This is a genomic window from Actinophytocola xanthii (genome assembly GCF_001921205.1).
GTDB classification, from domain to species: domain Bacteria; phylum Actinomycetota; class Actinomycetes; order Mycobacteriales; family Pseudonocardiaceae; genus Actinophytocola; species Actinophytocola xanthii.
On record NZ_MSIE01000016.1, the window covers coordinates 101,710 to 121,951 of the forward strand.

The 20,242-nt window shown below is 69.6% G+C and carries 19 protein-coding genes and 1 pseudogene; 11 read left to right on the plus strand and 9 right to left on the minus strand.

Annotated elements, in window-relative coordinates; all coding sequences use genetic code 11:
* Positions 1 to 2 precede the first annotated feature (2 nt).
* Both BU204_RS11195 and BU204_RS11200 read left to right on the plus strand, forming a co-directional pair.
* Positions 3 to 1,415 carry a flavin-containing monooxygenase gene (locus tag BU204_RS11195; protein WP_075125546.1) on the plus strand — a complete coding sequence of 471 codons (1,413 nt, stop codon included), beginning with the start codon at positions 3 to 5 and terminating at the stop codon, positions 1,413 to 1,415.
* Positions 1,412 to 2,029, plus strand: coding sequence for a TetR/AcrR family transcriptional regulator (locus BU204_RS11200; RefSeq protein WP_075125547.1), 618 nt, complete (start codon positions 1,412 to 1,414; stop codon positions 2,027 to 2,029). The genes BU204_RS11195 and BU204_RS11200 overlap by 4 nt, the downstream gene beginning before the upstream one ends.
* 10 nt (positions 2,030 to 2,039) lie before the next feature.
* Here BU204_RS11200 and BU204_RS11205 read toward each other — a convergent pair whose 3' ends face one another.
* Complete coding sequence (locus BU204_RS11205) at positions 2,040 to 2,303, minus strand: YciI family protein (RefSeq protein ID WP_075125548.1); 264 nt, start codon at positions 2,301 to 2,303, stop codon at positions 2,040 to 2,042.
* Between the two features lie 56 nt (positions 2,304 to 2,359).
* Here BU204_RS11205 and BU204_RS11210 point away from each other — a divergent pair, with 56 nt between their 5' ends.
* Together BU204_RS11210 and BU204_RS11215 are read left to right on the plus strand one after the other, a co-directional pair.
* Positions 2,360 to 3,016 (plus strand): Crp/Fnr family transcriptional regulator, encoded by a 657-nt coding sequence (locus BU204_RS11210; RefSeq protein WP_075125549.1) that lies wholly within the window; start codon positions 2,360 to 2,362, stop codon positions 3,014 to 3,016.
* A 28-nt stretch (positions 3,017 to 3,044) separates the two neighbouring features.
* Positions 3,045 to 3,545 carry a GNAT family N-acetyltransferase gene (locus BU204_RS11215; protein WP_075125550.1) on the plus strand — a complete coding sequence of 167 codons (501 nt, stop codon included), beginning with the start codon at positions 3,045 to 3,047 and terminating at the stop codon, positions 3,543 to 3,545.
* Between the two features lie 428 nt (positions 3,546 to 3,973).
* On the opposite strand, the gene BU204_RS11220 is transcribed toward BU204_RS11215, so the two are convergent.
* Entirely contained in the window at positions 3,974 to 4,297 is a 324-nt protein-coding gene (locus BU204_RS11220) for a hypothetical protein (protein ID WP_075125551.1), read from the minus strand.
* A gap of 287 nt (positions 4,298 to 4,584) precedes the next feature.
* Positions 4,585 to 5,229 carry a class I SAM-dependent methyltransferase gene (locus tag BU204_RS11225; protein ID WP_075125614.1) on the minus strand — a complete coding sequence of 215 codons (645 nt, stop codon included), beginning with the start codon at positions 5,227 to 5,229 and terminating at the stop codon, positions 4,585 to 4,587.
* A gap of 125 nt (positions 5,230 to 5,354) precedes the next feature.
* Here BU204_RS11225 and BU204_RS40705 point away from each other — a divergent pair, with 125 nt between their 5' ends.
* From BU204_RS40705 to helR, 3 genes and pseudogenes are all read left to right on the plus strand, one after another.
* Positions 5,355 to 5,639: a hypothetical protein gene (locus tag BU204_RS40705; protein ID WP_198942834.1), complete on the plus strand. Its 285-nt coding sequence runs from the start codon at positions 5,355 to 5,357 to the stop codon at positions 5,637 to 5,639.
* 340 nt (positions 5,640 to 5,979) lie between these two features.
* Positions 5,980 to 6,480, plus strand: a pseudogene (locus tag BU204_RS11235) (glycosyltransferase); the annotation flags it as partial.
* A gap of 105 nt (positions 6,481 to 6,585) precedes the next feature.
* Positions 6,586 to 8,787 (plus strand): RNA polymerase recycling motor ATPase HelR, encoded by a 2,202-nt coding sequence (gene helR / locus BU204_RS11240; protein ID WP_198942836.1) that lies wholly within the window; start codon positions 6,586 to 6,588, stop codon positions 8,785 to 8,787.
* Here the strand turns inward: helR and BU204_RS11245 are convergent.
* A complete protein-coding gene (locus BU204_RS11245) occupies positions 8,775 to 9,635 on the minus strand; it encodes an exodeoxyribonuclease III (RefSeq protein WP_075125552.1) in 861 nt (286 codons plus the stop codon). The genes helR and BU204_RS11245 overlap by 13 nt on opposite strands.
* Before the next feature lie 77 nt (positions 9,636 to 9,712).
* On the opposite strand from BU204_RS11245, the gene BU204_RS11250 reads away from it, so the two are divergent.
* Both BU204_RS11250 and BU204_RS11255 read left to right on the plus strand, forming a co-directional pair.
* Positions 9,713 to 10,786 (plus strand): NAD(P)H-dependent amine dehydrogenase family protein, encoded by a 1,074-nt coding sequence (locus BU204_RS11250; RefSeq protein WP_075125553.1) that lies wholly within the window; start codon positions 9,713 to 9,715, stop codon positions 10,784 to 10,786.
* Positions 10,783 to 11,262, plus strand: coding sequence for a carboxymuconolactone decarboxylase family protein (locus BU204_RS11255; protein WP_075125554.1), 480 nt, complete (start codon positions 10,783 to 10,785; stop codon positions 11,260 to 11,262). The genes BU204_RS11250 and BU204_RS11255 overlap by 4 nt, the downstream gene beginning before the upstream one ends.
* On the opposite strand, the gene BU204_RS11260 is transcribed toward BU204_RS11255, so the two are convergent.
* Positions 11,263 to 12,735, minus strand: a complete 1,473-nt coding sequence (locus BU204_RS11260) for a GMC oxidoreductase (RefSeq protein ID WP_456297880.1) — start codon at positions 12,733 to 12,735, stop codon at positions 11,263 to 11,265.
* 553 nt (positions 12,736 to 13,288) lie between these two features.
* Here BU204_RS11260 and BU204_RS11265 point away from each other — a divergent pair.
* Positions 13,289 to 14,341, plus strand: a complete 1,053-nt coding sequence (locus BU204_RS11265) for a D-cysteine desulfhydrase family protein (RefSeq protein WP_075125555.1) — start codon at positions 13,289 to 13,291, stop codon at positions 14,339 to 14,341.
* Here BU204_RS11265 and BU204_RS11270 read toward each other — a convergent pair.
* A complete protein-coding gene (locus BU204_RS11270; RefSeq protein ID WP_075125556.1) occupies positions 14,328 to 14,777 on the minus strand; it encodes a hypothetical protein in 450 nt (149 codons plus the stop codon). The genes BU204_RS11265 and BU204_RS11270 overlap by 14 nt on opposite strands.
* Before the next feature lie 178 nt (positions 14,778 to 14,955).
* Complete coding sequence (locus BU204_RS11275; RefSeq protein WP_143229443.1) at positions 14,956 to 15,276, minus strand: ArsR/SmtB family transcription factor; 321 nt, start codon at positions 15,274 to 15,276, stop codon at positions 14,956 to 14,958.
* A gap of 76 nt (positions 15,277 to 15,352) precedes the next feature.
* Here BU204_RS11275 and BU204_RS11280 point away from each other — a divergent pair, with 76 nt between their 5' ends.
* The gene (locus tag BU204_RS11280; protein ID WP_075125557.1) at positions 15,353 to 16,540 is read left to right on the plus strand and encodes an MFS transporter; all 1,188 of its coding nucleotides are present in this window, start codon (positions 15,353 to 15,355) and stop codon (positions 16,538 to 16,540) included.
* Positions 16,541 to 16,614: 74 nt separating this feature from the next.
* Here BU204_RS11280 and BU204_RS39045 read toward each other — a convergent pair whose 3' ends face one another.
* Together BU204_RS39045 and BU204_RS11285 are read right to left on the minus strand one after the other, a co-directional pair.
* Entirely contained in the window at positions 16,615 to 16,863 is a 249-nt protein-coding gene (locus tag BU204_RS39045; protein WP_143229444.1) for a hypothetical protein, read from the minus strand.
* Complete coding sequence (locus tag BU204_RS11285) at positions 16,860 to 19,742, minus strand: RHS repeat-associated core domain-containing protein (RefSeq protein WP_158073442.1); 2,883 nt, start codon at positions 19,740 to 19,742, stop codon at positions 16,860 to 16,862. The genes BU204_RS39045 and BU204_RS11285 overlap by 4 nt, the downstream gene beginning before the upstream one ends.
* Between the last annotated feature and the right edge of the window lie 500 nt (positions 19,743 to 20,242).

A 20,242-nucleotide genomic window follows, 5' to 3' on the forward strand; every position in this document is an offset into this window, starting at 1 on the left:
CGATGCCGAGCGTGCTGGTCATCGGTGCGGGTTTCGGCGGTATCGGCGTCGCCATCGAGCTGAGACGCGCCGGGTACACCGACGTCACGGTGGTGGAGAAGGCCGATGACCTGGGCGGGGTCTGGCGGGAGAACACCTACCCCGGCGCGGGCTGCGACATCCCCTCGCCGTACTACTCCTATTCGTACGCGCCGAACCCGGGCTGGCCGATGCGGTTCTCCCTGCGCTCGGACATCCTGGCGTACCTGCGGCGCGTCGCGGACCGGTTCGGCATCCGTCCGCGCTACGGCGTCGAGGTGACCGCTGCCGAGTTCGAGCGGGGCCGGTGGCGGGTGCACACCGCCTCCGGTGAGGTGCTGACCGCAGACGTGCTGGTGCCCGCGGTCGGGCAGCTGTCCCGCCCGGCGATGCCGGACATCCCCGGTGCGTCCACGTTCACCGGCCACAGCTTCCACTCGGCACGGTGGGACCACGACTACGACCTGACCGGCCGCCGCGTCGCGGTGATCGGCACCGGCGCGAGCGCTATCCAGTTCGTTCCGTGCATCCAGCCCTCGGCCGCCCGGCTGACGGTGTTCCAGCGGACCGCCCCGTACCTCGTGCCCAAACCGGACACCCGCTACCGGCCCTGGCAACGCCGGCTGCTGCCGCTGGAGCGCGCGTTCTTCTGGGCGCTGTGCGAGGTGGGCGTGCTCGGGCTCAAGGGCAACCGCGTCGTCACCGCGGCCGTGGAGCGGATCGCGCTGCGCCACCTGCGCCGCCAGGTCCCCGAGCCCGAGCTGCGCGCGAAGCTCATCCCCGACTACCGGATCGGCTGCAAGCGGGTCCTGTTCTCCAACGACTACTTCCCCGCGTTGCGGCAACCGAACGTCCACCTGGAGACCGCGCCGATCACGGCCATCACCCCGGCCGGGGTGCGAACCGCCGACGGCGTCGAGCACGAGGTCGATGTGATCATCTACGGCACCGGCTTCCGGGCCACCGACTTCCTCGCCCCGATCGAGGTGCGCGGCCTGGGCGGCCGCTCGCTCGCCGAGGAGTGGACCGACGGCGCACGGGCATACCTGGGCATGACCGTCCCCGGCTTTCCCAACATGTTCCTCGTCTACGGGCCGAACACGAACCTGGGATCCGGCTCGATCGTGTTCATGTTGGAGCGGCAGGCGCGGTACATCCGCCAGGCCGTCGAGCGCATCGCCGCCGAGCAGTCCTGCCTGGACGTCCGGCCGGAGGTGGCCGAACGGTTCGACAGCGAGCTGCAGGGCCGTCTCGGCGGTACCACGTGGACGATGTGCCGCAGCTGGTACCGGGACGGCACCGGCCGGGTGACGACGAACTGGCCGGGTTCGGTCTCGGAATACCACCGACGGACACGGTCGCTGGACCCCATGGCGTTCGAGCGGGTGGCGCGATGAGCACCGCGGAGCCCCGGTGGCGCCGGCTGGGACCGGACGAGCGACGCGAACAGATCCTCACGTGCGCGATCGAGCTGTTCGGCGAGCGCCCGTACTCGGCCGTGTCCACGACCGAGCTCGCCAACCGCGCGGGTGTCGCCCGCGGGCTGATCAACCACTACTTCGGTACCAAGCGCGACCTGTACCTCGAGGTCGTGCGCCGAATGGTGATGATTCCCCAGGTGGCGGTGGACCGCCTGCCGAAGGGCACGCTCGAGGAGCGGGTCACCGAGTCGATCCGGTGGTTTCTGGACACCGTGTCCCGGCACAGCAAGGCGTGGCTCGCGGCGATCGGCGCCGAAGGCGTCGACCCGGAGGTGGAGCGCATCCTGGCCGAGGCCGATGAGCGCGCCGCCGACCGGGTGCTCGAGGCCACCGGGCTGGCGGCGGAGACCGCCCACCGCGAGGAGCTTCGCGCCATGATCCGCGCCTACGGCGGGCTCGTGAAGTCCGCCGCGCGGGAATGGCTCGTGCGCGGTGCCCTCACCCGACCCCAGGTGGAGGTGCTGATGAACACCACCCTCCTCGCGATCATCCGCGAAGCCAGCCCCGGCCTCGACTCCACCGCGACGTAATCACCTCCTTTCAGCTGTCGGAGCTCATCGGAACCACCGGTCGAAGCTCGCGTACGGCGTGAACGATCACCCCCGGGGTCGTGTAGTACGGGTCGTCGGTCAGTTCCTCGGCCGGGTCGTCGCGGAACACGAGCAGCGCACCCGAGCCGTCCTCCCACGGCCCGGCGAGCATCAGGCGGCCGGCGGCGTGCAGGGCGACCAGCCGCTCACGGTGCGCGGGCCTGGCCTCGAGCCGCCGCGGGTCGTCGGTGAACACGAGCTCGATGACGTACATGCCGGCACGTTACGAGCGACGTGCCGCCGCACGCTGTATCGCGTGATACTGCGTGCATGCTCGCCGACGTCCCGCTCCTCGCCACGGTCGACCGGGAACGGTTGGGGCGCCTGGCCGAGGTGGCGCCAGCCCGGACCGTCGAGGCGGACACCGTGCTCGCTGTCCACGGTGACCCGGCCACCCACCTGATCGTCGTCGAGTCCGGCGGGGTGACCGCGACCCGCGACACCGTCACGGGTCGCCGCCTCCGGCTGGGCGAGTTCCCCGCGCCGTGCGCCGTGGACAAGGCCGCCGTGCTCGACGGGGGCGGCCACACCGCGACCTGGCTGACGTCCGCCCGGTCGCGGGTGCGGCTGGTACCGGCCGCCGAGCTGTTCGCGCTCGTCGACGACGTCCCGGCTGCCCGTCGGCACGTGCTCGCCCACCTGGCCCGGCGCCTACGCGACCAGCAGGACGACCTCGTGCGCACGACCGTCGCCGACGGCGTCACCAGGACCGCGGCCTGGCTGGTCCGCGCTGCCGCGGCGGGCGGGGCACGCGTGCTCCTGCCGGGCGCCCAGCAGGGACTGGCCGAGGCGATCGGAATGACCAGGGTCTCGGTCAACCGCGCACTGCGCACGCTGGCCGACGAGGGCCTGGTCGCCGTCGAGCACGGCGCCGTGGTGGTGTTGGCACCCGAGTTGCTCATGCTGCGCGCGAATCCGGGTGTGTGAACCCGGGGCCCCGTGCGAGAGTGACGCGGTGCTGGTGAGACGCGAGCTGCCCGAGGACACGACGGTCGTCACCGAGGTGCACCGGGCCGCCTTCGACGGTGAGACGGAGGCCTCGCTCGTCACCGCGCTGCGGGCCGACGCCGGCTGGCTGCCGGCGCTGTCCATGGTGGCGGTGCTCGACGGCGCGGTCGTGGGTCATGTCGTGTGCACGCGCGCGACCGTGGGCGGCATGCCGGCCCTCGGTCTCGGCCCGCTCGGTGTGCTCCCGCACCATCAACGCCGCCGCGTCGGCACGGCACTGATGCACGCCGTGCTGGGCGCCGCTGACGCGTTGGACGAGCCGGTCGTCGTGCTGTTGGGGCACACCGACTACTACCCCCGGTTCGGTTTCCGCCCGGCAGCCGAGTTCGGCATCACCCCGCCGGTGGCGGAGTGGGCGTCACATTTCCAGGCCCGCGCGCTCACGGCTTATCGGCCGGAGGTACGCGGGCATTTCACATACGCGGCTCCTTTCCAGAAACTGGACTGATCACGGGGCGACGGGGCACGTTCCCGCCCGGTCAAGCGGCGGCGGCAGGCCGAGAACGAGCGGCGCCGGATGACCGATGTGGAGTGCTGTTCTCACTGCGCTGAGTCCCCCTTCGCTGGCTGGTTCGTGGTGTCCACTCTGCCGCTGAGGAGGGGCGGGCACCACGGGGTTAACCGCATACTTGGGCTGCGGTAAACCGCAGGTGCCGAGCACAGGGTCGCCGAGCCGACCGAGCGGCGAGGAGGGCGGCCGTGAAGGCGGAGAGAACCGCAGGCCACGAGCGTGAAGGAGAGCGAACCGCTCCCTCCATTTTCAACTTATAGCGCACAGGAGGGCTTGCGGCAAGCCCCGGGTCGTGCCGCAGAATGGCCGGCCAAGCCCAGAACCTGCGGAAACTGGAGTCGCGGAGTGCGAGTGTTGTTGGCGACCTACGGGTCGCGAGGGGACGTCGAGCCGCTGGCGGGCCTCGCGGTGCGGCTGCGGACACTCGGCGCTGCGCTGCGGGTGTGTGCTCCGCCCGACGAGGAGTTCGCACGGCTCCTGGCCCGCGTCGATGTGCCGTTGGTGCCGCTCGGCCAGCGGATGCGGTCGATGGCGAGACCCGCGTCGGCGGCGGGGTCGTCCCGGCGCTCGGCCGAGCTGATCGCCACCCAGTTCGACACGCTCGTCACCGCCGCGCGGGGATGTGCGGCGCTCGTCGCCACCGGCATGGTGCACTTCGCCGCGCGGTCGGCGAGCGACAAGCTCGGCATCCGCTACGTGTACGCGACGTTCTGCCCGGTCAACCTGCCCTCGCCGCACCACCCGCCGCTGCGGCTGCCGGGCCCGCCTTACCCCGCCGAGGACAGCGACAACCGGGCACTGTGGGACCTGGAGAGGCAGAAGCGGAACGCGTTGTGGGGCCCGGCGATCAACGCCCACCGGGAGTCGGTCGACCTGCCGCCGGTGGACGACGTGGTCGAGCACATGTTCACCGACCGCCTGGGAGCACACCGGCATGTCCTCCGGTTCCGAGTGGCGAGCCCGACGTATGCAGAAGTTAGGACTTACTGCGTGCGAAAAGAATCGCTTGCTGAGCTTTCGCATCCGGGTCGAGCAGCATCTGGGCCTCGACCACGAATCCGGCGTCGCGCAGCCAGGATGCCACCTTGTCCGGCTGACGGCGGTGGACATGGACCTTCATCGGGTGACCACCATAGCCCTCCGTCATCAACCGCGACTCGTCGCCGACGTGAAACAGGAGCTGCAGCGGTCCGCCAGGACGCAATACTCGGCGAAAGTGCGCGAAGACTGTCGGTACCTCGTCGTCGGGGATGTGGATCAACGACTGCCAGGCGAGCAGGCCGGCCACCGAAGCGACGGGGAGGTCCAGTTCCGTCATCGAGCCCACCTCGAACCGCAGGCCGGGGTGGTCGCGCCGGGCCACGTCGATCATCGCCGGGGAGAGGTCGACACCGAAGGCGTCAAGACCGAGCTCATGCAGGTGGGCGGTGACTTCACCGGGGCCGCAGCCGACGTCCGCGACCGGCCCGCCGCCAGCGACCCGGACGCTGTCGGCGAACAACGCCAGAGCCGCGCGAAGGTACTGGTGTCCCGCGAGGGCGCCGCGCACTTGGTCGGCATAGCTGACCGCGACCGTGTCATAAGAGGTGCGGGTGTCGGCCAACCAGTCATCCGTGGTCATGACCGGCACGATATTCCATGATCACGACCTCGTGGACGGCCGACGCAGAGAGACCGATCATCGGCCCGCCAACGGGCCCACAACTCCGCCGCGTTTCCGCAGACCGCAATGCAGGAGAGCACATCATGCCGCTGACCACCGAACAGCGCCGCCGCAACGAGGCCAGCATCCGTGCTGCGATGGACCGCCTACTGCTGGGGCAGCTTCCACCCCGCGGCGGGTGCGACCTCAAGACTCTCGCACGAGAAGCCGGCGTCGCCAGAACGGGCTTCTACGCACGCACCGACCCGCAGGGCAACCAGCGGCCAGGGCCCTATCAGCACCTGGCCGAGGAGTTCAGCGTCGGCTGGCCGATCTCCGCGAGGCGGGCACCGTCTCAGACCCGCGCGAACTCCAGATCACCCGGCTGAAAGACGAGAACGCCAAGCTCCGTGAACGCGTCCAGGAACGCGATGCACGGATCACCGAGCTCACCGAGTTCAAGGAGCGCGCGTTGTCACAACTCGCCGCGCAGCACGAAGAGATCCTCCGGCTTCGACAACGCGCCGACTCACCGAACAACGTCCGCACCCTCCCCACCACCAGGAAGTCGAGGATCACCGGACCATGCAGCTGAACGATGATCTGATCCAAAGGAGTACCGCGACACGACATCACCCATCCACCGACCGCAAGACCGATCGTCTAACGTGGACGCACACGGCTCCGATGGGCTTCACTGGCTGGTCGCAACGCGACACGCTCACAACGGGACACGGCCACTGCCGCGACAACCGCCACCAGGACGCCGCGCGGGTGGCGATCGAGGCGGCCCGCGCGCAGGGCCGCCGCGTGCTGGTCTCCGCGGGCTGGGCCGGACTGACGACGGTCAACGACGGGGACGACTGCCTCGCCGTCGGCGAGGCCAACCACCAGGCACTGTTCCGCCGGGTGGCGGCCGTCGTGCACCACGGCGGCGCGGGCACGACGACCACTGCCGCTCGGGCCGGCGCGCCCCAGGTGGTGGTGCCCCAGCTCGGGGACCAGTCCTGCTGGGCCGGTCGGGTGGCCGAGCTGGGCATCGGTGTGGCGCACACGGGCCCGACGCCGACTGTCGCGTCCCTGTCGGCCGCGCTCGCGACGGCTCTGGCCGCGCGGACGCGGGCGACGGCGACGGACCTGGCCGGCAGGGACCGGCCCGACGGCACGGCGGAGGCCGCGCGGCTGCTGCTCGACGAGCTCCGGGAACAAGGTCCGTTGTTGTCCGCCTGAACCGTCCATCCGCGGAAATCAAAGAAATCGACGAAATCGGAAACGGGTCCTCGTGGTCGAACGTCGCACCCGCCAAACCAACTGCTGTTCAGCTGTGAGGGGAATGTGTCAGATCAGGGGTACGAGGACGAACTGCGGTCCGAACGGAGCTATGTGGCCGGCCTTTACGCCCGGCTCGACGCCGAGCGGGAGCGGGTGAAAGGTGAGTACGGCGCGGCATTGCGGGGAACCGGCGGAACAGCCATGGAACGGGATGTCGAGGTGCGCGCCCGGGCCAGGGAGCTGAAGCGGCTGGAGCTGGTCGACAACGGGCTGTGTTTCGGACGGCTGGACACCCTTTCGGGTGAACATTCCTATATCGGTCGGATCGGCCTTTTCGATGAGGAGAAAGATTACGAGCCCGCGTTGTTGGACTGGCGGGCGCCGGCGGCGCGCGCGTTCTACGTCGCCACCGCCGCGCACCCGGAGAACATGCGTCGCCGCCGCCAGTTCCACACCCGCGGGCGGCAGGTGCTCGACTTCACCGACGAGGTGCTCGGCCGGCCGGGCGGTGCGGAGCGGGGAGACGCGGCCCTGCTGGCGGCGGTCAGCGCGCCGCGCGGCGAGGGGATGCGCGACATCGTCGCGACGATCCAGGCCGAGCAGGACGAGATCATCCGGCTCGACCACCCCGGCGTGCTCGTGATCGAGGGCGGCCCCGGCACCGGGAAGACCGTCGTCGCGCTGCACCGCGTCGCCTACCTGCTCTACACCCAGCGGGAACGGATGGAACGCCACGGCGTGCTCGTGGTCGGTCCCAACCCCTCGTTCCTGCACCACATCAGCCGCGTCCTGCCGTCACTTGGCGAGTCCGACGTGGTGTTCACGACCACCGGTGGCCTCGTGCCCGGCCTGCGCGTCACCGCCGAGGACACTCCTGAAGTGTCCCGGGCCAAGGGATCGCTGAAGATCCTCGACGTGCTCGCCGCGGCGGTCGCGGACCGCCAGCGGCTGCCGGAGCGCCCGCTGCCGATCGAGCTGGGAGACCTCACGCTGCGGATCGACGCGGAGACAGCGGAGTGGGCCAGGGAGGAGGCGCGCGCGAGCGGGCTGCCGCACAACGAGGCCCGCGCCGTGTTCACCGAGATCGTCACCTACGTGCTCACCGAGCGGGCGATAGGCCGGATGGGCCAGGGCTGGCTGTCCCGCGGCGACCGCGACGCGTGGGAGAACCTGCGGTCGGAGCTGCTCAAAGAGCTCGCGGAGGACGACACGTTCGCCGCCGCGATCGACGAGCTCTGGCCGATCCTCACGCCGGAGGCGGTGCTGGCACCGCTGTACGCGTCCGCGGAACGCCTGCGAGCCGCCGGTGCCGACCCGGTGCTGTTCCGCGCCGACGGCGAGGCCTGGACGGTGTCGGACGTGCCGCTGCTCGACGAGTTGGTCGACCTGCTGGGCCGTGACACGGCGGCCGACAGGTCCGCCGAGCGGGCCGCCGACCGGGAGCGGAGGTCCGAGGCCGAGTACGCCGCCGGCGTGATGGACCTCCTCGTCGACCGCCAGGACTCGATGGACGACGAGGACCACCTGTTCGCCACCGACCTGCTCTACGCCGAGGACCTGGCGGACCGCTTCATCGAGCGTGACACCCGGGACCTCGTCGAGCGCGCCACCTCCGACCGGGACTGGACCTACCGGCACGTCGTCGTCGACGAGGCCCAGGAACTGTCCGCTATGGACTGGCGGGTCCTGATGCGGCGCTGCCCCAACCGATCCTTCACGGTCGTCGGTGACCTCGCCCAACGCCGTTCGGCGGCCGGGGCGACGTCGTGGACGGAGGTGCTGGAGCGGTACGTGCCCGACCGCTGGGTGTACCGGTCGCTGACCGTGAACTACCGCACCCCGGCGGAGATCATGGCCGTCGCCGCCGCGCTGCTCGCCGATTTCGCACCCGGTGTCCAGCCGCCGGAGTCGGTTCGCGCGTGCGGCGTCCAGCCGTGGTCCAGGCAGGTCAGCGAGGCCGAGCTGCCCGCCGCTATCGCGGAGTTCGTGCGGGAGGAAGCCGGGCGCCCGGGCACCAGCGTCGTGATCGGGCCGCCGGGCGTGCCGGACACCGTGCCGGCCGCGGAGACGAAGGGGCTGGAGTTCGACGCCGTGCTGGTCGTGGAGCCGGAGCGGATCCTCGCCGACGGTCCCAGGGGCGCGGCCGAGCTCTACGTCGCCCTCACCCGCGCCACCCAACGCCTCGGCGTCGTGCACCATGGCCCGTTGCCGCGCGTGCTGACCGGACTCGGAGAGATCGCACCGGCGGGGTCTCAGCGCGCCTGAGGCAGGCGCGCCGACCGTCGCCTGGCCGGAGCGGACGGCGGCGGCACGACCGGCCCGATGTCGCCGTCCGGCGCCTCGTCGAGGTCCACGATCACCGGCGCGTGGTCGCTCGGCCCGGTGCCCTTGCGGGCGTGCCGGTCGACCCACGCCGCCCGCACCCGCTCCGCGACCGGCGTGCTCGCCAGCACGAGGTCGATGCGCATGCCGAGGTCCTGGTGGAACATGCCGGCGCGGTAGTCCCAGTAGGTGAACACCCGCTCGTCCGGCCACCGTTCGCGCACCACGTCGTGCAACCCGAGCTTGGCCAGCTCGGCCAGCGCGGCCCGTTCGGGCTCGGTGACGTGCGTGGACCCGACGTAGGCGGCCGGGTCGAAGACGTCGGCGTCGGCGGGCGCGATGTTCATGTCACCGCAGACGATCGCGTCCGCCGGGCCCGCCGCGACCACGTCCCGCAGCGCGGCGAGCCAGGCGAGCTTGTACCGGTAGTGGTCGGAGTCGGGCTCGCGGCCGTTGGGGACGTACAGCGAGTGGACCCGCACGCCGCCGCAGGTGGCGGCGAGCGCCCTGGCCTCCGGGTGCGGGAACCCGGGCGCGCCCTCGATCCCCCGCACGACGTCGTCGAGGCCGACCCGGGACAGGATCGCCACGCCGTTCCACCGGGACTCCCCGTACGCGGCGACCTCGTAACCGCGTTCGGCCAGCTCCTCGTCGAGCAGCGCGGCGAAGGTGTCGTCGGGGACCTTGGTCTCCTGCAGGCACAGCACGTCCGGCCGCCGCTGGTCCAGCCAGGGCAGCAACCGGGGCAGCCGCTGCTTGACGGAGTTCACGTTCCACGTCGCCAGTCGCACGTGTCCACGGTAGCCGCCAGCACCGACATCCACCCGTCGCACTAGGCACCGGTGGCCGGTTTCGTTAGCCTCAAAGGATGATCGCCACTGTTGTCTGGGGTACGGGCAACGTCGGGCGGGCGGCCATCCGCGCCGTCGAGGCCCATCCGGCGCTGAAGCTCACCGGGGTGGTCGTCCACAGCCAGGACAAGGTCGGTCGCGACGCCGGTGCACTCGGCGACGTCGGCCACGAGCTGGGGGTCGCGGCCACCGACGACGTCGACGCGGTGCTGGCCACCAGTCCCCGCGCCGTCGTCTACGCGGCGTCGGGTGAGGTTCGCCCCGACGAGGCGCTCGCCGACGTCGTCCGGGCGGTCCGTGCCGGAGCGGTGGTCGTCACCCCCTCGCTCTACGCCCTCTACGACCAGCGCAACGCGCCGCCCGAGGTCCGCGAGCCGGTCCTGGCCGCCGTCGCGGAGGGCGGCGGCTCGCTGTTCGTCTCCGGCGTCGACCCGGGCTGGGCGAACGACGTGCTGCCGTTGCTGGTCAGCGGCCTGGGAACCAGGATCGACGTGCTTCGCTGCCAGGAGATCTTCGACTACTCCACCTACGACCAGCCCGACTCGGTCCGCTACCTCGTCGGGATGGGCCAGCCGATGGACTACCAACCCCCGATGCTGGCGCCGGGGGTGCCGAGCATGGTCTGGGGTGGGCAGATCCGCCTGATGGCCAGGGCACTGGGGGTCGAGGTCGAGGAGATCCGCGAGACGCTGGACCGCCGCCCGCTCGAGGCCACGGTGGACACCAGGACGATGGGCAGCTTCGAGGCGGGCACCCAGGGTGCGGTGCGGTTCGAGGTGCAGGGCGTCGTCGACGGCGTGGTGCGCATCGTGATCGAGCACGTCACGCGCATCCACCCGGCCTGCGCACCGGACTGGCCGACGCCGCCGAGCGGCGACGGCGCGCACCGGGTGATCGTGGAGGGCCGGCCGCGGATCGAGGTCACCCTCGAGGCCACCGACGAGGGCGAGAACCGGTCGGCCGGCGGCAACGCCACCGCCGTCGGCCGGCTCGTCGGCGCCATCGACTGGCTCGCTGCCGCGGATCCCGGCCTCTACGACGCGCTCGACGTCCCGCTGCGCCCCGCCACACTTGGAAGGACCCCGCGATGAGGATCGACCTCCCGGAGGGCAAGGACCCCATCGGCTACGTCTGGGGCGAGATGGTGCCGGAGATCGGGACGGCAGCATCGAAGTTCTCCCTGGCGGTGTACGCCCACTCCACGCTGGGCCTGCGGGAGTTCGAGGCCGCTCGGCTGCGCATCGCCCAGATCAACGGGTGCGTGTTCTGCCTGGACTGGCGCACCGAGCGGGACGGGCAGAAGGTCGAGGAGGGTTTCCTCGACGCGGTGAGCCAGTGGCGCACGACCGACGCGTTCGACGACCGCACCCGGCTGGCCGCGGAGTACGCCGAGCGCTACGCGCTGGCCCACCACGAGCTCGACGACGAGTTCTGGGCGCGGATGAGCGCGCGGTACAGCCAGCGGGAGATCGTGGAGCTGAGCATGAGCATCGGCTCCTGGCTGGCGTTCGGTCGGCTCAACCACGTGCTGGGCATCGACAGCGTGTGCGTGCTGCCCCACCCGTGATCACAGGTCGTCGGCGATGATCCGGGCGATGTTCCGCTCGGCGAGTGCGGTGATCGTGACGAACGGGTTGACGCTGGTGTTGCCCGGGATCAGCGCGCCGTCGATGACGTAGAGGCCGGGATATCCGTGCAGCCGCCCGTAGTTGTCCGTGGCGCGGTTCAGCACGGCGCCGCCGAGTGGGTGGTAGGTGAGGTGGTCGCCCCAGATCTTGTACACACCGAACAGGTCGGTGCGGTAGATCGTCCCCTCCGTCGCGTTGATCCTGTCGAAGATCGTCTTGGCCGCGTCGATCGACGGCTGCTTCCACGCGGTCTGCCAGTTGAGGTCGACCGTGCCGGTGGAGGCGTTGTAGGAGAACTGCGCGCGGTTGGGGTTCCGGGTGATCGACAGGTAGAAGGAGGCGTAGGTCTCGATCCCCGTCGGCAGCGGCGCGACCTCCGCGAAGGCGCCGCCGGCCGCCCAGTTGTCGATGCCAGCGGTGGGGACCGAGGACTGGACGGAGCCGGTGGGGTCCCAGAGGTGGTTGGCCCGCCCGCACATGACGTTGCCGTTGTCCCCCCAGCCCTTCCCGATCTCGTTGTTGAGGTTGGGCAGGCGGCCGGTCGCCTTCAGCCTGGTCAGCAGCTTGCTGGTACCGACGCTGCCCGCGGCGAAGAACACCCGGTCCGCGGTGACCTGCTTGGTCGCCGTCACCTCGCCACCGGTGCCCAGCTGCTCGACGACCACGGCGAACCGTCCTCCGGAGACCGGCGCGACCGAGGTCACCCGGTGCAGCGGCGTGATCGCGACCCGGCCGGTGGCCCTCGCCCGCGCGAGGTAGGTCTTGGGCAGGGACTTCTTGCCGTGGTTGTTGCCGTAGAGCAGTTCGCCCGCCACGGCCGACTTGGGTACGGTGCCGGCCTGTTCCTGCTGCATGTAGGCCATGTCGTACACGTTGGGCACGAGGACGAACGAGAAGTTCGAGCGCTGGGCGTGTTTGCGGCCGACGCGGCCGTACTGGTAGCAGGCGGCGGTCTCCCACCAGGCCTGGTCGACGTTGTTGACGCCCAGCTCGGCGTTGGCGCGCGGGTAGAACACGTTGTACATCTCGTCGACGTTGACCGAGGGCAGGATGGCGCCGAAGTTCTCCCGCCGCGGGGTGACGGCCATGCCGCCGTTGACCAGTGAGCCCCCGCCGACGCCGCGTCCCTGGTAGACGGTGATGCCGCTGAAGTCCTCGGCGTCGAGAATGCCGGTGTAGCGCGGAACGTCCCTGTCGATGGGGAAGCCGAGGAAGTTGCTCAGGGGCTGCTTGGTCCTGGTGCGCAGCCAGTAGGACCGGTAGTCGGGCGCGGTGGTGTTGGCGAAGATCTTTCCGTCCGGACCGGGAGTGTCCCAGGCCATGCCCATCTCGACGACGTGCACGTCCACCCCGGCCTGGGCGAGCCGCAGGGCGGCGACCGAGCCGCCGTAGCCGCTCCCGACCACGAGCACCGGGACGTGGGCGCCGTCGACGATCGCCCTCGGAGCCGCGGCGGCGCGACCGGCGAGCGCAGCGGCGGCGACACTAGAACCGGTTGCAACTACAAAGGTGCGCCTCGTGATGGATCGCGAACCGTTTCCCTGGCGGCTGTCAGCGCACACGTGATCGCCTCGTCTCATCGAGAATTAGAACAAGTTATACTTGTTCTAATGGCGACCGTCACTAGGTCCGTCGGAGTAACTTTCTCGGGTCCCCGCGGGTGTCAGAGCAGCTGAACCAGCACAACGACAACGACGGTGACGGCCACCGCCACGATCAGGCCGACGAAGCCGACGAGCTGCAGCCAGCCCTTGCGGTCGATCTCCTTGGTCACCAAGTCCTCCACGAGCTGTCCCGACAGGTCACGTGGCGGATACGCACCAACCCCAGTGGAGGTTGCTCCTCGCTCCAGATCGCCTCACCCGGTGTCGCTACGCCTGCTTGACACGCGGCTTCGTTCCTCGCGGCGCACCCGAACATCCCCAGCAGGCCGACTACAGTGCTCATGCCGAGCCTGGAGGCCTCATGCCGTTCGACGTCGAAGGTTTTCCCGCTGCCGCCCTGGACGCGATCCCCCGCGTCGACCTGGGCGGCTGGCCGACCCCACTCCAGGAGGCGCCGAGGCTGGGGGAAGCTCTCGGCCTCTCGACGCTGCTGGTCAAACGCGACGACGTTCACCCACTCGGGGCCGGCGGCAACAAGCTCCGCAAGCTCGAGTACCACCTCGGCGCCGCCCTCGAGGCCGGTGCCGACACCGTGATCACCTTCGGGGCGCTGCAGACCAACCACGGCCGGCAGACCGCGGCGGCGTGCGCGAAGCTCGGACTGCGCTGCGAACTCGTCCTCACCGCGAAGGTCCCGCGGGCCGGCGAGGCGTACGAACGGTCCGGCAACATCCCGCTGAGCAAGCTCTTCGGCGCGACCGTGCACGTCTGCGCCGACGACGAGGCGGCCGGCCGCACCTACGACCGGCTCCTCGCCGAGGCCGAGGCCGACGGGCGGAAGGTCGCCACCGTGCCGGTCGGCGGGTCCAACGACCTGGGAGCCCTGGGATACGTCCGTGCCACACGCGAGCTGGCCGAGCAGTTGACCGAGCGCGGCATCGACCACGCCCAACTGGTCATCCCGCACGCCAGCGGGGGCACCGCGGCCGGGATCACCCTCGCCGCCGGGCTGCTCGGCGGCCTCGCGGTGAACATCGTCTGCGTCAGCCACCCGGCCGAGGAAGCGACGGCAAACCTGGTCGAGCTCCGAGCGGGTGCCGCCGGGCTGCTCGGCGTCGAACCGGTGTCGGCTCGCCTCTCGATGACCGAAGCGACGCTCGGCCCCGGCTACGGCATCCCGACCGAGGCGGTGTGGGAGGCCCTGCGGACCTTCGGCCGGACCGAAGGCGTCGTGCTGGACCCGGTGTACACCGGCAAAGTGGCTGCGGCACTGCTCGACTGGAAACACACCCTGGACCTCGACCCCGGCGAGCCGGTGGTCTTCCTGCACACGGGCGGCATGCCCGGCCTGTACGGCTACGCGCCCGAACTCGTGACAGCTGTCGAAACGGCCAGCGAGATCAGCTCGCCCTGACGAGCTCGAAATCGGCGAAAAACACTGGTCCGTAACCGGGAAAGTAGTCCAGGGCGTACCCGGTGAAGCGGGTCACGACGCCGCCGGAACAGGTCACTCCCTGATACTCGGTGTCGTACCCCGTCCAGGGGATGAATGACCCCTCAGGGTAGGAAATGCTCCAGAACAGCCGGTTCAGGGTGATCTGTGCGCCGGACGTGGGGTAGACCGTTCCGTCGACATCGGTCGTCACGCGAAGAGCTCCCGCGGAGTCCCGCGTGACGTCGATGTGCAACGGGATGGGGTCGCCCCAGTCGCGAATGTGGTCGCCGTCGAAGCTGCCCACCCACTGCTGCGCGGTAGCTCCGCACTCCGCCGCCGCGTTGGCGGACGCCGGCGCCACCAGGAGAAGGGACGCCGCGACAGTGATCAGGGATATGATCAGTTTGTTTCGCAAGGGTACTCCTATCATTCCAACCGAAATACCCTCGGATATTTCACGGGTTGACTCGAGGACAGTTGGAGATACGAGCAAGCTCGCCGGCTGAATATCTCGCAGGCCGGTTCTCCTTGCCGCGACGTTCTCGTACCGTGCCGGCGCCTCGGACCTCGCAGCGCGACGAGAAAAGCGGCGGTCAGCGGGCCGCGGCCAGGATCGAGTCCAGGAGGCCTGGGTAGAGGACGTCCAGGTCGTCGCGGCGCAGGGTCGAGATCCGGGCCGTGCCCTCCGGTCGCATGTGGATGACCCCCGCCTCGCGAAGGATGCGCAGATGGTGGGTCCGGGTCGACTTCGTGATCGGTAGCTCTATCGACCCACAGGGCGCGCCCTCGCACCCGCGCCGGGCCAGTTCACGCACCAACCGCAGGCGGATCGGGTCGGCCAGCGCATGGAGGACCGCCTCGATCCGGATGTCCGACCTCGTCGGGTGCGGGAGCGATTCGGTCATGTCGCCCATTGTACGACTCCTGTCGTAGTTCGACGATGGTCGTAGTACGATGTTCGTCGTACCACTGGTTTCGGCAGGGAGAGCCATGTCGCCACGCACCTATCTGCTCACCTTCGGCGCCTTCGCCGTCGGTACCAGCGGATACATCGTCTCGGGGGTGCTGCCGGCGGTCAGCCGCGAGCTGGACGTCTCGATCTCCACCGCCGGCCAGCTCGGCACCGCCTTCGCCTTCACGTTTGCCGTCGCGTCCGCGCCGTTCGCGGCCTTCACCGGACGGTGGGAACGCCGCAGGCTCCTGGTCGTCGCCCTCGCGGTCAGCGCTGTCGGCAACGCGCTCGCCGCGATCGCAGCGAACTACGAGCTACTGATCGCGAGCCGCGTAGTAGCGGCACTCGGCGCGGCGAGCTACATGCCGGCCGCCACCGTGGTCGCGACCGTGCTGAACCCGCCGGAACGCCGGGGGCGCGCGGTGGCGATGGTGTTCGCCGGGCTCACGTTCGCCCTGCTCGCTGGGGTTCCCGCCGGAAACCTCCTCAGTGGACCGCTTGGCTACCACGGCGTGTTCGCCCTGGTGGCTGTCGTGTCGCTGGTAGGCGCGATCGCCGTACGGGCCGGGGTGCCGACCGTCCAGGCGCCGCCGGCCGTCGGATTGCGGGAGCGCTTCGCGGTCGCCGCGGATCGGCGGGTACAGCTCCTGCTCGGGGTGACCGTGCTCGGCGTGCTGTCGGCGATGGCACCGTTCACCTACATCGCACCGTTCCTGTCCACGACGGCCGGCGCACACGGGGTGGCGGTCAGTTTACTGCTGCTGGGCTACGGGGTCGGCGCCACGGTCGGCAACTCGCTGGGCGGCCGCGCCACCGACCGGTTCGGCAGCACGCGCCCGCTGATGGCGTCGCTCGCCACGTCGGTGGTGCTGCTCGCAACGTTGCCGCTGCTGGCGGTCAGCGTGCCGGCGGCCGCGGTGGTGATGTTCGTGTGGGGGATGGTCACATGGGCGTTCAACCCGCCGATGCAGAACCTGCTGATCGGGCTGGATCCGGCCAGCAGTGGGCTGGTGCTCTCGTTGAACGCGTCCGCGATCTACCTCGGGGTCGGGCTGTCCAGTTTGGCCGGTGGGGCGGTGGTGAGCGTGGCCGGCGTCGGTGCACTGCCGCCGGTGGCATCGGTAGCGGCTGTCCTGGCGATCGGGTTGTTGCTGCTGGTGCTGCGCGTGCGGCGTTCGCCGGATGTCAGAGAGGGCCGGGAGGTTTCCGAGCTGGCTCGGGGGTAGGCGCGCCGGAGGCGCAACGCGAGGGGTGCTGGCGCCGCTGGTGGGGTCGGTGCCAGCACCCCTCGTTCCACGGTTCAGGTGGGTGGCTGCGGCTTGTCACCGTCCTGTTTCCGCGCAGCGCGCCATCGGTAGACCCCCATCACCGCTGTTGAGCCCGCGAATGCCCCTCCCGCGACGGGCAACCACGGCACCACGTCAGCCAGCACGAACGACAGGACCAGCACGACGACGCTCACCGCGAACGCGGTCAGTGCGGCGCGGCGGTGGGCACGCCGACTGGCTCCTGGCACCAGCCAGGTTTCTTGTCGCTCTTCTTCCATCAACTGAAAAACCTACCTAGTGGGTTCAACATGCCGCCGAGCACGCCGTTGAGGCCGTCGTTGCTGACGTCCTCGTCCTCGCCACCCGCCAGCCGTGAGCCGAGGGCGGCGCCCGTACCACCGAGCAAACCGCCCATGACGGCGCTGGCCCCCAGGCAGCCGAGACCAGCCGTCGCGGGGCACGCCGCGGCGAGACCGACACCGATGGCCCCACCGATGAAGCCGCCGACCGTCCCTCCGATGGAGGGCAGTGACCATGCCCCGGTGGGGTCGCTGTTGTTGATCGGGTCGGCCTGCGCATAGGCGTAGTCGTTGCGTTCCTGCCGAGTGGGATCAGGTGCGGTGAATCGCCCGATTGACGGGTTGTAGTAACGGTAGCCGAAGAGAACCAGCCCGTTGTTGAGGGTGTAGCCGCCGTGGTAACCGAACGGGGTCACCGGTGCCGGGCTGGTGGTGGAACGACCGTAGGGCGTGCGGGCGGGGGTGGCGGCCAGCGTGCCGGTGGTGGTGAGTGCGGCGAGGACGCTGCCCTGGTGGTCGATGATCAGGTTGTGTCGAGTGGTGCCCTTCTGCTGGGTGACCAGACGACCGTCGGGGTCACGGGCGACGCTGGTGCGGGTGCCGTTGACCTTGATGCTGGAAAGGCCCAGGGCGGTGTGGGTGAACACGTGCTCGGTGGTCGTTCCACTGGTGTTCTCCGTGATGCGCCGGACCTGGGTCTGGTCTGTTGTGTCGTAGTCGGCGCTCACCTGGGTGGTTTGGCCGAGCACGGCGGTGGTGAGTTGGTTGGTCGCCGTGTAGTTCCAGGTGGCGGTCCCAGTGGGGCTGGTGATGGTCTTGGTGTTGCCGGCGCCGTCGTAGGTGACGGTGCTGTTGGGGTAGGCGGTGAGTTGGTCTGCGGCGTTGATCGTGAACGGTGCGCCGTCGAACTGGGTCGTGTTGTCGTTGTTGTCGACCGTGTAGCTCGTCGACCCGGCCTGGGTCAGGTGTTGGAGAGAGTCGTAGGTGTAGGTGATGGTGTTTCCGTTGACGGTGCGGGATTGGATTTGGTCTCGGTCCGCGCCGTCCACGGAGTAGTTGTAGCTGGCCTTGAACAGCTCGGTGCCAGCGGTGTTTTTGGCCATGACCCCGGTCAGGCGACCGGAGTTGTCGTAGGTGTTGGTCTGGCTGCCCGCGCCCGGGAAGGTGGTCGTGGTGCGGCGGTCGGCGTTGTCGTATCCGAAGGTGGTGCTCTGCCCGAACGGGTCCGCCAATGACGTTAGCCGGTTCGCCGCGTCGTAGCCGTAGGTGGCGACGCCGGCGGGATCGACCAGGGTCTTGAGGTTGCCGACCTTGTCGTATGTGTACGACACGGTCTCGCTCGCGCCGGCGCTGGTGCGTACCGCGGTGGTGATCAGCCGTCCGCTCGGATAGGTGTCGTAGGAGAACGTCGTGGACACCATGCCGTGGTTGCGGGTGGCCATCCCGCCGACCGCGTCGTAGCTCATGGTCTGCAACACCGGGCCGTTGTGCTCACTGATCGCCACGATTCGATCCAGCCGGTCGTAGGCATAGTCGATCCGTTTGCCGTTGCCGTCGGTGATGCTGCTGACCCGCGACAGCGAGTCGTAGGTCAGTCGGGTCTGCCCCAAGGGCGCGGGAGGAGTGATCAACGTGAGATTGCCGGCTGGGTCGTAGCCGTAGTCGGTCTCGCGCCCGTTGCCGTCGGTGACGGTGGTGAGCAGATTCTTGGGTCCGGAGTAGTCTCGAGTCTCGATGTCGGCGTTCAGCGGGGTCGAGCGGATCTTGGTGACGTTGCCCCCGGCGTCGTACTCCCGGGTCAGCTGCCTCCCCGCCGGGTCGGTCGTCGAGGTCGGCAGGTTCGGGTGGTCCGGGCTGGTGTAGCCCACCGTCGCGGTCGCACCAGTCGGCAAACGCCGTGTCAGCAGGTTGCCGATCGTGTCGTAGGTGCCGGTCGTGGAGTTGTTCAGCCCGTCCGTGGTGGACTGGATGTCGCTGTTCGCTGTCCAGCTCTGCGACTGGGTGTGTCCGAGCGCGTCCTTGGCCTGGATCTGCCGGCGTTGGCTGTCGAACGTGTAGGTGGTCTTGTTGTTGTTCGGGTCGGTCTGAGTGGTCTGGGTGGCGCTGTCGTAGGTGAACGAGGTTGTGACCGCGCCGCCGGACTGCCGGGGCGTGGTCACGCCCGAGACCTTTCCGCCGTTGTAGGTCAGCGACCAGGTGCGGCCGAGCTGGTCGATCAACGACTCGACCCGGCCGTCGGCGTTGTAGCCGATCTGGATCGTCTCGCCCTCCCGGTCCTCGATCTCGACCAGGTTGTTGTTCGAGTCGTAGGTGTACTCGGCCGCGGTCTCTCCACTGGGATCGACGACGCGGGTGACCCGCGCACCGATCGCCTCGAACGTCGTGACCCTGCCCTGAGTGTCGGCGATCGAGGCCAGCGACCCGTCGGTGTTGTAGTAATAGACGATCGCGTTGCCGTTGCGGTCGGTGCGGTTGAGCAGCCAGCCGTTGGGGTTGTAGTTCCAGGTTTCGCCGGTGTCGATGAACCGAACCGTGTACGAACCACCGGCGTTCTTCACCAACTTCGCCCGCAGGCCGTTGCTCGCCATGCTGTAGCCGCCGGTTCCGTTGGCCGTGAACCGCGCACACGACTTGCCGTCGGTCGGCATCAGCACCGTGTCCGTGAACGACAGGTCCAACGCCATCGACCGGCCGGCGTTGACGTGCCACCGCCGCTCCGAGTACACGACGCCATGGGACATCCGCAGGTTCAGATTCAACCCAGTCCCTCGTACCGACAGCGCCAGGTGGTCCACCCACAGGTTTCCGTTGCTCAGGTTCACCGCGAACTGCAGCCGGTCACTGATCCGGAACCGCTCCATGGGAAAGTCGGGCAGAACGCCCTCCCGGTCGGTCGCGCAGGACGTTCGCCTCGGCTGCCGAGCATCAGTTTCCCCTGCCCATGGCGAGACCGCAGGCGGCAGTCCACCCACCACCTCCCGGTTCGCCGCTTTTGGCGACCAGGCTGACGTGGGCATCTCCAGCCTCGGTTCACCCGCCGCGACTGGTACCAATCCTACCGGCACCACGACCGCGGCCACAGCTCCAGCGGCCAACACACTCACCGAGCGCAGCACGAAGCCACGCGACGACACACGTCGCATCAACGACCTTCCCCAGAAAGAATCCCCCCGACAGGACGACGCTCGCCCGATAGACACAATGCGACGAGGAGGTCACGCTGCGACACCGCCGAATGGCGGCACTCGACGCGGTGCTGATCACATCAATCCCTTGAGATGGCGCGTCGAGTTGACCCAAAGGCGGCAGACCAGTTGGTGGACAAGGGCCAGGGACCGCGGCCGTCTGCCGAGATGCGGTC

What these genes read in the sequence shown, in the direction of transcription:
- BU204_RS11195 (WP_075125546.1), top strand. Translation starts at nt 3, where the DNA reads ATGCCGAGCGTGCTGGTCATCGGTGCGGGTTTCGGCGGTATCGGCGTC.
- BU204_RS40705 (WP_198942834.1), top strand. Translation starts at nt 5,355, where the DNA reads ATGCCGCTGACCACCGAACAGCGCCGCCGCAACGAGGCCAGCATCCGT.
- BU204_RS11200 (WP_075125547.1), top strand. Translation starts at nt 1,412, where the DNA reads ATGAGCACCGCGGAGCCCCGGTGGCGCCGGCTGGGACCGGACGAGCGA.
- BU204_RS11220 (WP_075125551.1), bottom strand. Translation starts at nt 4,297, where the DNA reads ATGCCGAGCTTGTCGCTCGCCGACCGCGCGGCGAAGTGCACCATGCCG.
- BU204_RS11255 (WP_075125554.1), top strand. Translation starts at nt 10,783, where the DNA reads ATGAGGATCGACCTCCCGGAGGGCAAGGACCCCATCGGCTACGTCTGG.
- BU204_RS11205 (WP_075125548.1), bottom strand. Translation starts at nt 2,303, where the DNA reads ATGTACGTCATCGAGCTCGTGTTCACCGACGACCCGCGGCGGCTCGAG.
- BU204_RS11275 (WP_143229443.1), bottom strand. Translation starts at nt 15,276, where the DNA reads ATGGGCGACATGACCGAATCGCTCCCGCACCCGACGAGGTCGGACATC.
- BU204_RS11225 (WP_075125614.1), bottom strand. Translation starts at nt 5,229, where the DNA reads ATGACCACGGATGACTGGTTGGCCGACACCCGCACCTCTTATGACACG.
- BU204_RS11280 (WP_075125557.1), top strand. Translation starts at nt 15,353, where the DNA reads ATGTCGCCACGCACCTATCTGCTCACCTTCGGCGCCTTCGCCGTCGGT.
- BU204_RS11210 (WP_075125549.1), top strand. Translation starts at nt 2,360, where the DNA reads ATGCTCGCCGACGTCCCGCTCCTCGCCACGGTCGACCGGGAACGGTTG.
- BU204_RS11250 (WP_075125553.1), top strand. Translation starts at nt 9,713, where the DNA reads ATGATCGCCACTGTTGTCTGGGGTACGGGCAACGTCGGGCGGGCGGCC.
- BU204_RS11265 (WP_075125555.1), top strand. Translation starts at nt 13,289, where the DNA reads ATGCCGTTCGACGTCGAAGGTTTTCCCGCTGCCGCCCTGGACGCGATC.
- BU204_RS11285 (WP_158073442.1), bottom strand. Translation starts at nt 19,742, where the DNA reads ATGGAGCGGTTCCGGATCAGTGACCGGCTGCAGTTCGCGGTGAACCTG.